We start from the raw sequence: 12,205 nt of genomic DNA, 5'->3' as shown, positions 1-12,205 counted from the left end.
GCATGATCCGGCGCCTGCTCTGCTGTCTTTTCCTCACCCCCGCGCTGCTGGCGCAGGAGTCGCTTTTCCGCCTCGCGCCCGAGCCGACCCATGCCGACGACCGCAGCGCGATCGAGGCCACGGCGCTCTTCAGCATGCCGGCACCGGGCGGTTTCCTGCCGGTGCGGATCAGCGCGTCCAATGATCGCAAGAGCGATGCGAGCATCAGCATTTCCGCCACCTCGGAGGTCGGCGACGACTCGCGGATGCGCTCGGAGTTCCAGATCGGCCTGCCCGCGGGTGAGACCGTCGACCGCGACCTGCTGGTCCCTCTCGGCACCGCGCTGCTGATGGGCGGGGAAATCCAATCCGCCCTCAACGTCTCCGTTTCCGGCAGCTACGGACGCATCCACGGCAACCTGAGTGGCGAGTGGTCGTCCTCCATGCCCGCGGTGCTGATGTCCGAGCCGCTTTTCACCCCGAACAGCGGCGCGCTGGACAAGCAGGTCAACACCAGCGGCAGCGGCTACGGATCGTATGTTTTCGCCGCCAGCTTCGATCCCAACCGCATGCCCGGCGACTGGCGCGCCTACGCCGGCTACGACCTGGCCATGCTGACCGATGCCGACTGGCTGGCGCTCGCGCCGTCGGCCCGCACGGCGATGCTCGAGTGGTGCCGCCTCGGCGGAAAAATCCGGATCTTCCGGATCGGCGGCAGCCCGGCCACCTTCGAAAGCCTCGGCATCGAGGTGGCGACCGTGACCGCGTCGGGCGACTACGGACTCGGCACCGTGGCGCTCGACAGCGTGCCCGCCGACCTGCTGCTCGATGCGTCGGCGATTGTTTCCCAGCTGCGCTCGGGGCCGGAATCGCGGATCAAGAGCCTCGACAACGACTACTCCACCCGCTGGCCGCTGCACGTGAAATTCGGTGCCCGCGCGTTCGAATACGGGCTGTTCGTGTTCGTGCTGATCGCCTTTGGCGTGCTCGTCGGACCGGTGAACCTGTTTGTTTTCGCCAAGTCGGGCCGGCGTCACCGGCTGTTCATCACCACGCCGATCATTTCGCTGGCCACCTGCCTGCTGCTGCTCGGTCTGATCCTGATGCGCGATGGCGTCGGCGGCCGGGGCGAGAGGCTGGCCCTGATCGAGGTGCAGCCGGACGAGAATCGCGCCTATGTCCACCAGGAGCAGGTCACCCGCACCGGCGTGCTGCTCCGCTCCGGGTTCACGCTCACCGAAGATGCCGTCGTTTCCCCGGTCCCGATGGCTTACGGACCCTGGACGCGCCTTCACAGCGGAGAAGGTGGCGGCGACCTCGAATACACCGCCGCCTTCACCGACGACGGACTCAAGCTGACGGGCGACTGGTTCCGCAGCCGTTCCGAGCAGGGCCAGGTGATCGAGGCCGTGGTGCCCACCCGCGGACGCATCGAGCTGCGCTCCGCCGAGGGCGAAACGCCGGTGCTCTTCTCGACCTTCGATTTCCCGGTGGAAACGATCTACTACACCGACCGTAGCAAGAACCGCTGGGTGGCGCGGAACCTGGAGACCGGCAAGCCCGTGCAGGCGAGCCCGATGCCGGATGCGGGGTGGAAAGCCGAAATCAAGGAAATCGGCGCCCGTTTCGGCGCCCGCCACCAACGCATGCTCGGCGGCGCCACCACCGACCGCTTCTTCGCCATCACCACCCAAGCCCCCGCCCTCGAAACCTTCACCGCCATCCGCTGGCAGGAAACCACCACCGTCCTCACCGGACCGGTGATCCGCTAGCCACCGACTTTTTCCAACATGTCCGACGCCGCCATCCGCGTTCACAACCTCTACCGCTACTTCGGCCAGCTGAAGGCCGTGAACGGGATTTCGTTCGAGATCCCCCACGGTTCGGTGTGCGGTTTCGTGGGGGCCAACGGGGCGGGCAAGACGACCACCATGCGCATCCTGGCGACGCTCGACTACCCGACCATGGGCTCGGCCGAGGTCTGCGGCATCAACGTCGTCCACTACCCCGAGCAAGTCCGCCGGCTGATCGGCTGGATGCCGGACCATTTCGGCAACTACGAGCACATGACCGTGCTCGAGTATCTCGATTTCTACGCCCGCGCCTTCGGCTACTCCGGCGACGAGCGCCGCGAGCGGGTGCAGGAAGTGATGGAGTTCACCGACCTCGTCCCGCTGGCCGACCGCTTTTCCAACAAGCTCTCCAAGGGCCTTACCCAGCGGCTGTGCCTCGGTCGCGCGCTGCTGCATGATCCGCAGGTGCTGATCATGGACGAACCCGCCGCCGGGCTCGACCCGAAGGCCCGCGTCGAGCTGAAGCACCTGATCCGGGTCCTCGCCCAGGAGGGGAAAACCATTTTCATCTCGTCCCACATCCTCTCCGAGCTGGGCGAGATGTGCGACTCCCTGCTGTTCGTGAACAACGGCCGCATCGTCCACCACGGCGATGCCGAATCGCTCCGCAACGGCACCGACTCCGCCGGCGGCATGCTCTACGACGTGCAGATCGCCGGCGATCCGTCGCGGCTCGCCGAGTGGTGCTCGGTGAACCCGCACATCGAGTTCCTCGAAGCCCGCAAGCACGGCGGCCGGGTGCGCATCGAGAGCTCCGAGCCCGAACGCGCCGCCGGCGTGCTGGCACGCATGATCAAGGACAACCTGCCGGTCACCGAGTTCCACCGCGAGCAGCGCAACCTCGAGGACGCCTTCATCGATATGCTCGGCCGGCTCGACCAGGAAAACGCCGCCGCCGCGGAAAAGCCGGCCGCCCCCACCACCTTCGCGCCCTGAGAGCCATGTCGGAGCCGACGCCACCCGCCCCCGTCCCTGCCGCCCCGGCCGTCATGGTCGCGGACCGGCTGCGCGACTTCAGCGACCGGCTTTCCCCGATGCTCGTCAAGGAGCTGCGCCAGGGCCTGCGTGCGCGGACTTTCGTCGCCGTCTTTCTTTTGCTCCAGGGCCTGCTGGCTTTCCTGATGCTGACTGCGCTGGCCGCCGCCTCGAACCCGGGCGAAGCCGGCGTGCTGGTCACGCGCATCGTATTTCTCTTCTACGGCGTGGCCCTGCTGGTCGTGCAGCCGATGCGCGGCATCGGCACGCTGCATCGCGAGATCGAGTCGAACACGATGGAGCTGATGGTCCTCACCCGCCTCGGCGCCTGGCGGATCGTGCTGGGGAAATGGGTGTCGATCGTCAGCCAGTCCGGGCTGATCTTCGTCGCCGTGCTGCCCTATCTGGTGCTGCGCTACTGGTTCGGGGAAATGAACCTGGTCGGTGAGCTGGCGCTGCTCACCTACACCTTCCTGCTTTCCGCCGGGCTCACGGCGGTGGTGATCGGCTTTTCCGCCGTGCCCAGCGTGCTGATCCGCGGGCTGGTGCCGCTGATCGCGCTGGCCTCGGGCGTTTTCTGGATCCCCGGGCTGATCTTCGACAACGACTTCGAGGAGCTGATCGAGATCTTCTCGCTGCCCGACCGCGAGGCACGCTGGGCGGTGCTGGGACTGCTGGCCGCCATCCTGTATTTCGCGTGGCTGGCGCTCGGCATCGGTGCCTCGATGATCGCCCCGGCCGCGGAAAATCACGCCACCTCGCGGCGGCTCGTCACACTGGGGATGCTGCTGCTGTTTCCCATCATCCCGCTGACCGCACCCTCGCTCGACTCCGAGTCCGTGCTGCTGCTGCTGTTCGCCCTCATCGTTCCCGTGGGCTTTCTTTCGCTCGCCGAGCCTTTCGAGGTGCTGCCGCCGCACTGCGCCTCGTTTCTCCGGCTGGGGGCGCTCGGGAAAGGAGCGTCGCGTTTCCTCTATCCCGGCTGGCCGACCGCTGTCCTGTGGCTGCTGCCGGTGGTCGCCCTGGCCTGCGCATCCGTGGCCCTGACCTACCGCCATCAACGGCTCGATGAGGACGTGCTGGCGGTCTCGGTTTCGTTCCTGAACATGTTGCTGATGCCCGCCACACTGCTGGCATTCTCGAAAAAACACGACCGCCGGCGCTTCACCCGCTGCACCCTGATTTTCCTCAGCAACCTCGTCATCGTCATTCTCCTCGTGATCCTCGAACAATCGCTGGGCTACCAGCGGGACAAGGATTTCCTCTGGTTCTTCTCGTGGCTGCCGGGCGCAGCCGCGGCGATGGTCAGCTCGCCGCGCTTTGACGACGGCCAGGTGCTCCTGGTCACCCTCATCTTCACGGCCCTGCACCTGGGGATCCTGCTCGTCACCGCCCTGATGCACCTCCGCAAGCTGCCTGCCATCGAGCAGCAAAGCGTCCCCAGCCCATGACCCCGGAGCTCCTCACCGAATGCCACGCCCGCGCCCTCGCCGCGGCCGGACGGCTGCGCCTGCCCCTGCGCTCGCGGGTCTGGAAAGGCGCGGCCGGCGAGTTCCTCGGTGCCGGCACCGGCTCGTCGCTCGATTTCCAGGATCACCGGACCTACGTGCCGGGCGATGACCCGCGTCACATCAACTGGCAGGCCTACGCCCGCACCGGCAACTACACCATGAAGCTCTACCGCGAGGAGGTGCGGCCGGTGGTCGACGTGATTCTCGACGTGTCCGAGTCGATGTTCTTCGAGCCCGCCAAGGCCACCCGCGCCATCGAGCTGATCTATCTGGTCGTCGAAAGCGCGCGCCACTCCGGCGCCGCCACCTCGGTTCACCTGGTTCGGGGCGCGACCGTGCGACCGGTGCCGGTGGAAGAAATCGTGACCCACCGCTGGTTCGACACCGTCCGCGGCCTGCCCGCCACCGACTCGGCCGCCTCGCCCGACCTTTCCCGCATCCCGCTGCGCCAGAACGCGATCCGCGTGTTCGTCTCCGACCTGCTTTTCGAGGGCGATCCCGAGCCGCCGCTGCGGCTGCTTTCCGGTCGCCACGGCTCGCCCATCCTGCTCGCCCCCTACTCGCGCTCCGAGGCGGATCCCGACTGGCACGGCAATCTCGAGTTCATCGATGCCGAGGCCGGCAGCCGTCACCCGCACCGCATCGAGCCGAACGTCCTGCGTCGCTACAAGGAGGCTTACGGCCGTCATTTCACCCTCTGGAAAAACGCCGCCCGCCGGCATCACGCCGCCTTCGCCCGCGTCGCCGCCGAGCCGGATTTCCAGACCTCCCTCTTCGCCGAGGCCGTGCCCGCCGCCGCTTTCGAAACCCAAGCCTGACCCGTTTTGACCCTCGCCAATCCAGCCGGACTTTGGGCCCTGCTCGGCATTCCCGCCGTGCTGGCGATCCATTTCCTCCAGCGCAAGGCGCGCGAGCTGCCGGTCTCGACCCTGTTCCTGCTGGCCAAGACGCAGCGCGAGTCGGCCAGCGGCCGGCGGGTCGATCGATTGATGAATTCAGTGCCGCTGTGGATGCAGCTCCTCGGCGTGCTGCTGCTGGCATGGATCCTCGCCGAGCCGCGCTACCAGCGGCCGCAGAGCACCCAGCGCGTCGCCGTGGTGCTCGACAGCTCCGCCTCGATGGGCGTCTTTCGCGAGGCCCTCGCCAAGGGACTCAAGGAACAGCTGCCGTCGTTGCGCGGGGCCGCCGCCACGCTGGAGCTCACCCTGCTCGACAGCACTCCCGGCAACGACCGTCTCTATCACGGGACCTCGGTCGATGAGGCCATCGCCGCGCTCGATTCCTGGACGCCCGCTGGCGGGGTGCTCTCGCCGGAGCCCGTCCTGCGCATCGCCCGATCACTGGTCGGCCGCGAGGGCGCGGTGGTCTATGCCACCGACACACCGGTCGAGTCGCTCCCCTACGATGCCTCGCTGCTCGCCATCGGGTCGCCGCAGGAAAACGTCGGCTTCACCGGCGTGCGCTTCTCGCGCGAGCAGGGCGCCGACGTCTGGCACGCCCTGGTCCGCAACCACGGAACCGCCCCCGCCCAACGCACCTGGCAGGTGGTCTATCCGGATGGCGCCAGCAGTGAGCCGAAGCCGCTCGACCTCGAGCCCGGCGCGGTGGTTTCCCTCCAGGCCGCGCTGCCCGGCGACCGCGACCGCGCGGTGGTCCGGCTGTCGGCGGACGCTTTTACGATGGATGACGTACTTCCGCTCGTCCGTCCGCGACCGAAGACCGTGCGGCTTTTCACCGCCACCTCGCCGGAATTCGCCGAGCTGGCCGATCGCATGGTGCGCTCGCTGGAGGCGATCGAGCCGGTCGACGACCTGTCGCAGGCCGACCTTTCCATCACCTCCTACGATCCGCTCGATCCGGCCCTGCCGGATGGAAACGCCATCGTTTTCGTCAACGACGACACCCGCGCCGGCGCCTACCTCAAGGGCGGCATCGTGGCCGAGGAGCACCCGCTCGTGGCCGACCTCAACTGGCAGTCATTGCTGGTCCGCGAGACCATCCAGCTCGACCGCCAGCCCTCCGACAACGTCCTGCTCTGGCAGGACGAGCGGCCGCTGATCTTCGTCCACGAAACCGCGCGCGAGAACGCCCCACCCGGCCGCCAGCTGTGCTTCAACTTCGACCTCCGCCTGTCCAACGCCGCCACCCAGCCGGCCTTCATCGTCTGCCTCCATCGCTTCGTCGAAAGCCTGCGCGACCAGCGCGTGGCCCCCTCCTCCGCCAACCTCGAGACCGGCCAGGCCATCTCGCTCGCCGCCTCGACCGACACGCCCGCCAACCTGGAAACGACCGACCTGCTCGCCGGGGAAACCACCACCTGCCCCTTGTCGGTCAGCTCGCGCCTGCGGATCGAGGCCCCGGCCCAGCCCGGCTACCTGGTGGTTCGTCAAGGCGAGACCGACCTGCTCACCGCCGGCCTCCATTTCGCCGACTCCCGTGAGGCCGACCTGACCGCCTGCGCCACCGCCGGGGACCTTTCGAACTCCGCCTCGCAGGCCGTCGAACGCCACACCACCGAGGACCACTGGTGGCGCGCCTGGGTGCTGCTCCTCATCGCCGTGGTCCTCGTTTCCTGGCACTTCAGCAAGCGCGGCGTCCGCGACGCCGAACCTTCCCTCGCTCCGCCTTCGACCGCCTTATGACCTTCGCCGCGCCCCAATGGTTTCTGCTCGTGCCCGCCGTGTTGCTCATCGGCTGGATGTGGCGCGGGCTGCGGGTGTTTTCGCCCCTGCGGCTGCTGCTGCTCTTCGGTGCGGCCACGCTGCTCGCCGATCCCACGCTGGTCCGGCGGGATGACTCGATCGACCTCTGGGTGCTGCTCGACCGATCGAACTCGACCGAGGACCTCGTCGACAAGGGCCTGCCCGAATGGCAGCGGCTGCTGGACAAGTCGAAGCCTTCCCGGCGCGACCAACTTAAGCTCTACGACTACGGCGCGGAGATCGTGGAGCACGGCAGCGATGGCGACAGCTTCACCGGTTCGCGCAAGCTCACCCGCACCGGGCTGGCGCTCTCGCACGTGGCCGCGCTGGCGGACGAGAACCGCTCGTCGCGCGTGCTGGTGTTCACCGACGGCTTCTCCACCGAGCCGCTCACCGAGGCCGCCGGGCAGTTGGAAAAACGAGGCATCCCGGTCGATTTCCGCCTCGTCCGCGAGGACACGCTCGATGACTTCCGCATCTCGCACATCGAGCTGCCCGAGCGCAGCCAGGCCGGCGAGCCGTTCCTGTTCTCGGTCACCGCCCGCGGCTCGATCGATGGCAAGCTGCCGATCACCATCTTCCGCGGCGACCAGAAGCTGCTCGATACCGAGGTCGAGCTGGTCAACGGCGTCGGCCAGGCCGAGTTCACCGACCGCATCCCGGTCACCGGCTCGTTCGAGTATCGCGCCGAGATCGTACCGGAAAACGACGCCCATCCGGGAAACAACCGCTCATCGAAGTGGATCGAGATCACCGGCGGCCCGCGCGTGCTGGTGGTCACCAACTACCTCGACGACCCGCTGGCCAAGGTGCTCGCTTCGCTGGATTTCACGGTCGATGTGGAAACCCGGAGCCAGACCCTCCAGCCCGGCCGCTTGTCCGGCTGCCGGGCGGTGGTTTTCAACAACATCCCCGCCCACGAGGTGCCCGATGATTTCCTCAAGGCGCTCGACTTCTTCGTCCGCGAGCAGGCCGGCGGCTTCATGATGGTCGGCGGCAAGCAGTCGTTCGGCTCGGGCGGGTATTTCCAATCGTCGATCGATCCGCTGCTGCCCGTTTCCATGGAGCTGAAAAACGAGCACCGCAAGCTGGCCGTCGCGCTAGCCGTGGTGCTCGACCGCTCCGGGTCGATGTCGGTCACGGTCAACGCCGGCGGCAAGAACCTCACCAAGATGGACCTCGCCAACAACGGCGCGGCCGAAACCATCGAGCTGCTCGGCATGCAGGACCAGGTGAGCATCATCGCGGTCGATAGCGCCCCGCACGTGATCGTCCCCATGACCCGCATCGGCGGCAACAAGGCCAAGCTCCAGAAGGCCGCCCGCAAGGTGCAGTCGATGGGCGGCGGCATCTTCGTCTACGAGGGCCTCAAGGCGGCGTGGAAGGAACTCAAGAAAACCCAGGTCGGCACCCGCCACGTGATCCTTTTTTCCGACGCCGCGGACTCGGAGGAACCCGGCGACTACAAGCGCCTGCTGGAGGAAATGAAGAAGGAGGGCGCCACCGTTTCCGTGATCGGCCTCGGCACCCGCAAGGACTCGGATGCCGCCCTGCTGGAGGACATCGCCAAGCGCGGCGATGGCCGCATTTTCTTCTCCGAGCGCGCCGTCGATATCCCGAAGATCTTCGCTCAGGAAACCGTGACCATCGCCCGTTCGGCCTTCGTCGAGGAGCCGGTCGGCACGCTCGATAGCGGACGCTGGGCCGAGGTTTCACCAAAGCCGCTCGAGTGGCTCGGGCAGGTTGATGGCTACAACCTCTCCTACGCCCGCGAGGACGCCACGGTATCGCTGGTCACCACTGATGAATACCACGCCCCGCTGGTCGCCCAGGGCCGGCGCGGGCTTGGCCTCACCGCTGCCGTGTCGTTTCCGCTCGGCGGCGAGTTCTCCGATCTCACTCGTGCGTGGCCGGGCTACGGCGACTTCGTCCAGACCCTCACCCGCTGGCTGATGGGCCTCGACCTGCCGCCCGGGATCGGGCTGAAGCACCGGATCGATGGCACCCGCCTCACCGTCGATCTTCTCTACGATCCCGAGGAGTGGGGGGAAAAGTTCGCCATCGCCCCGCCGCGGGTCCGCCTCGTCGAGGAGGGCCCGTTTTCCGCTCCCTACGAAGTGCCATGGCGGCGCATGGAGCCCGGCCGTTTCACCCTCACGCGTGACCTTGAGGAAGGTTCGGTGCTGCGCGGGGCCGCCCAGGTCGGCGAGCACGCGATACCCTTCGGTCCGCTGTCGGTCGGAGCCTCGGTCGAGTGGGCCTTCGATCCCGCGCGGATCGAGGAATTGCGCTCGGTCTCGCGCCAGACCGGCGGCCGCGAGCTGGTCGATCTCTCGGAAGCCTGGCTGCGCCCGCCGCGCGAGCGGGCCACCTCCCTGCGCCCGTGGCTGGCGGGCTCGCTGCTTTTCCTCCTCCTCGCCGATGCCCTCGTCACCCGCACCGGCTGGCGCCTGCCGCTGCCCGCGATGCCCCGCTTCGAACGTCGACCGAAAACCCCGCGCCCGCCCAAACCGGCCCGCCGGAGCCCTCCGACGACCCCCGAAAAGCCGCCGGCCACTCCGGAAAAGGAAGCTCCGCCGTCGCCCCAAGAGTCCACCCGCCGCTCCCGCTACCAGCGGGCCAAGGATCGAAAATGACCGGTCGGTCAACGGGATATTCTTGGCGGTCGTCAGAGCACATCAACCGACTGACGGCAGCCGCGCGTTGAGTGTGGGTTGAAGGTTCTAATAACGGTGAAAATTCGACTCGGAGCGGGTCAGGCGGTTGGGTGAGCAGTCGTTCGCTTTGTTCTTCGTTAGAGCCGTTCAAGGAGGTTCTGCACCAATCCATGGACACGATAACCCAACGTCAAATAGATTATGGCGATGCATGGGAATCCCCACCGGACAAACGTCAAATCCGCGCGTGAGAATCGTCGGCGCCTGAAAACCACCATTGGAAGAGCAACGGGCCAATAGGTGAAAATCGCATACGTGACCCAAGTGCTGATGACACCGAAGTCCGCGATTAAGCCTGAGATCACCCAGGAGATCGCCTGCTGAAGCAGTGGCGCTCTGATGATCTTCCACGGGCTGGGCGTGGCTTGTGAAATTGCAGTCACAGATTCTTAGCGAGACCCTATGGCTGCGACTTGAGGCAGTCGGGCGCCTCCGGGGTGGGTTGAAGGTTGGAAAGGAGGTGTCGTGGCTGGTTCAATCCGTGGGCTATCGCCCCGACACGCGGTCGTGGCGACCTATCCAACATCAATCGATTAGCGCGAATGAAAACGAACTCAGACACGACCCGCACACTCTACCTCGGACTCGACGTCCATAAAGAACAAACGATCATCGCGATCCTGGAGGCCTCCCGCGACGCGGAACCCCGTCTCTATGGATCGGTCACCACCTCCCGGCACGCGCTGGAGCGCGCCCTGCGCCGCATCGCCAAACAGCAGGGCCGCAAGCTCTCCGACCTCCACGTCTGTTACGAAGCCAGCGGCTGCGGCTTCTGGATTGCCCGCAGGCTCCGGCAGATGGGCGTGCGTTGCGAGGTCATCGCCCCCTCGCTCATCCCCACGCGCTCCGGCGATCGCGTGAAAACCGACAAGCGGGATGCCGCCAAACTCGCCCGCTTGCTGCACGCCAATGACCTCGTCGCCGTCCCTATCCCCGACGAGCTCGATGAAGCCATCCGCGACCTCTGCCGGGCGCGCACCGACGCCGTCGACGACCTCCGCCGCGCCAAGACACGCCTGCTCGCGCTGCTCCGCCGCCTCGGCTACCGCTACGACGGCAAGACCCACTGGACCCAGGCCCACCGCAACTACCTGCGCGGGCTCAAGCTCCCCGATGCCGCCCACCACCGATCCGAACCACCGTGCGGCGATGACCCACATCCTCCCCAGCTTCACCCAAGCACCGCCGCAAGCCATGCCGTGGGAACGTGCGGCTGCGAACGACGGTTTTCACCGTAAAAGCGTCCATGCTTCGCCGCGTTTCCGGAAACCCCGCTCCACTGGCGACTCGCACCTCTCCCGGCGCGGGCGAATCCCGGAGCGATTCGCCCCGCGGCCCCCGCGGAGGTCGTCAAACGGCCATCCGCCGCCGCCCGATCACGGCAAGTCGTTGACCCACAGACGCGGATTGAAACCGCAAGAGCGATAGCCACACCGCCCGCCCAACCCGCCTGGGCCCGTTCAACAACCGATAGCTTCGGGGCTACCGCCCGAAGCTATCTTTGGGGTTCGGCTTTATTCGTAGTGGGTCCAGAGTCGTAGCACCTTCACGAGCTTCTCCTCTTCGATGACCTGGTAGACAAGCCGATGCTGGATGTTGAGACGACGGGAGAATGCGCCCCTTAAATCTCCAATCAGCGCCTCGAACGGAGGAGGGTCTGCAAACGGATCTTCGCTGATCAAATCGAGAAGCTCTCGCGCCTTCCTAGCGAGCGGTGAACCCTTGAGCTTCTTCGCATCCTTCCTCGCCTGCCGCGTGTAGATCAAATCGTAGCTCACAGGTCGATCTCACTACTACAGTCGTCAATCGATTCTGCCATGCCGTCCAAAATCGACTCACGCATGCCAGGAATACTCACCAGGTGGAGAGTCTCTTGGATCGATCGCCAATCCGATTCAGCGATGAGAACTGCGTTACCTCTCTTCCCGGTAATTTGAACGGGTTCGTGGTCTGAGAGCGTCGAATCGATCACCCGATAGAGGTCGGATCTCGCCGTAGTTGCCGTAATCGTCTTCACGGAGGGAGCGTGCGCTATTCCGTGCGTATTGCAAGCGGGACTTCTGCCCATTGCAGGTAGGGACGCCGGTCATCCGGCGCCCCCCTCGCAGATCCCGGCATGCGGAATGACCGCACCGGGCTCCTCGGATGGACGCGCTTCGATTCCGCGACGCCGTTGGTTTCTGTTTCTGACTTCATCGTTTACCCATGCTCTCCCGGCTTGTCGAGCCTCCCGCCAGCTCCAGGGTAACGGGGTTTCCACAATCTTCGGCCGCGGCATCTTCCACCGCTCCCATGCCTCGGCAAACTCCGCCCAGGTGAAGCTGCACCGCTGGCTGCGGCGGTTCCACCCTTTGAAGGCCAAGCGCCGGACGTGATGCAGCAGTTGCCACAAACGCACTGAATTCCCGATCACTCCGAAGTAGCGGCTGCGAACGACGGCTTTCACCGTAAAAGCGCCCATGCTTCGC

General features: G+C 66.3%; 9 protein-coding genes. 7 read left to right on the top strand and 2 right to left on the bottom strand.

From position 1 onward, the window contains the following. Positions 1–2 precede the first annotated feature (2 nt). From ABXH26_RS13415 to ABXH26_RS13385, 7 genes are all read left to right on the top strand, one after another. Positions 3–1,751 carry a hypothetical protein gene (locus tag ABXH26_RS13415; RefSeq protein ID WP_353567589.1) on the top strand — a complete coding sequence of 583 codons (1,749 nt, stop codon included), beginning with the start codon at positions 3–5 and terminating at the stop codon, positions 1,749–1,751. 18 nt (positions 1,752–1,769) lie between these two features. Further along, entirely contained in the window at positions 1,770–2,768 is a 999-nt protein-coding gene (locus ABXH26_RS13410) for an ABC transporter ATP-binding protein (RefSeq protein ID WP_353567588.1), read from the top strand. 5 nt (positions 2,769–2,773) lie between these two features. Next, the gene (locus tag ABXH26_RS13405; protein WP_353567587.1) at positions 2,774–4,258 is read left to right on the top strand and encodes a hypothetical protein; all 1,485 of its coding nucleotides are present in this window, start codon (positions 2,774–2,776) and stop codon (positions 4,256–4,258) included. Next, positions 4,255–5,136 carry a DUF58 domain-containing protein gene (locus ABXH26_RS13400; protein ID WP_353567586.1) on the top strand — a complete coding sequence of 294 codons (882 nt, stop codon included), beginning with the start codon at positions 4,255–4,257 and terminating at the stop codon, positions 5,134–5,136. The genes ABXH26_RS13405 and ABXH26_RS13400 overlap by 4 nt, the downstream gene beginning before the upstream one ends. Positions 5,137–5,142: 6 nt before the next feature. Continuing rightward, positions 5,143–6,960, top strand: a complete 1,818-nt coding sequence (locus tag ABXH26_RS13395) for a BatA domain-containing protein (protein WP_353567585.1) — start codon at positions 5,143–5,145, stop codon at positions 6,958–6,960. 29 nt (positions 6,961–6,989) lie between these two features. Next, entirely contained in the window at positions 6,990–9,656 is a 2,667-nt protein-coding gene (locus tag ABXH26_RS13390) for a VWA domain-containing protein (RefSeq protein WP_353567584.1), read from the top strand. A gap of 623 nt (positions 9,657–10,279) precedes the next feature. Beyond that, positions 10,280–10,975 carry an IS110 family transposase gene (locus ABXH26_RS13385; protein ID WP_353567583.1) on the top strand — a complete coding sequence of 232 codons (696 nt, stop codon included), beginning with the start codon at positions 10,280–10,282 and terminating at the stop codon, positions 10,973–10,975. A 276-nt stretch (positions 10,976–11,251) separates the two neighbouring features. Here the strand turns inward: ABXH26_RS13385 and ABXH26_RS13380 are convergent, their stop codons facing one another. Both ABXH26_RS13380 and ABXH26_RS13375 read right to left on the bottom strand, forming a co-directional pair. Next, complete coding sequence (locus ABXH26_RS13380) at positions 11,252–11,515, bottom strand: Txe/YoeB family addiction module toxin (protein ID WP_353567582.1); 264 nt, start codon at positions 11,513–11,515, stop codon at positions 11,252–11,254. Beyond that, the gene (locus ABXH26_RS13375) at positions 11,512–11,805 is read right to left on the bottom strand and encodes a type II toxin-antitoxin system Phd/YefM family antitoxin (RefSeq protein WP_434783428.1); all 294 of its coding nucleotides are present in this window, start codon (positions 11,803–11,805) and stop codon (positions 11,512–11,514) included. Before ABXH26_RS13375 ends, ABXH26_RS13380 begins: the two co-directional genes overlap by 4 nt. Positions 11,806–12,205 lie beyond the last annotated feature (400 nt).

Source organism: Haloferula sargassicola (assembly GCF_040362925.1).
In the GTDB taxonomy this organism is placed as follows: domain Bacteria; phylum Verrucomicrobiota; class Verrucomicrobiia; order Verrucomicrobiales; family Akkermansiaceae; genus Haloferula; species Haloferula sargassicola.
The sequence above is the reverse complement of the archived record's forward strand: the minus strand, read 5'-3'. Positions and strand labels throughout refer to the sequence as shown.

What these genes read in the sequence shown, in the direction of transcription:
- ABXH26_RS13375 (WP_434783428.1), bottom strand. Translation starts at nt 11,805, where the DNA reads ATGGGCAGAAGTCCCGCTTGCAATACGCACGGAATAGCGCACGCTCCC.
- ABXH26_RS13400 (WP_353567586.1), top strand. Translation starts at nt 4,255, where the DNA reads ATGACCCCGGAGCTCCTCACCGAATGCCACGCCCGCGCCCTCGCCGCG.
- ABXH26_RS13410 (WP_353567588.1), top strand. Translation starts at nt 1,770, where the DNA reads ATGTCCGACGCCGCCATCCGCGTTCACAACCTCTACCGCTACTTCGGC.
- ABXH26_RS13405 (WP_353567587.1), top strand. Translation starts at nt 2,774, where the DNA reads ATGTCGGAGCCGACGCCACCCGCCCCCGTCCCTGCCGCCCCGGCCGTC.
- ABXH26_RS13415 (WP_353567589.1), top strand. Translation starts at nt 3, where the DNA reads ATGATCCGGCGCCTGCTCTGCTGTCTTTTCCTCACCCCCGCGCTGCTG.
- ABXH26_RS13385 (WP_353567583.1), top strand. Translation starts at nt 10,280, where the DNA reads ATGAAAACGAACTCAGACACGACCCGCACACTCTACCTCGGACTCGAC.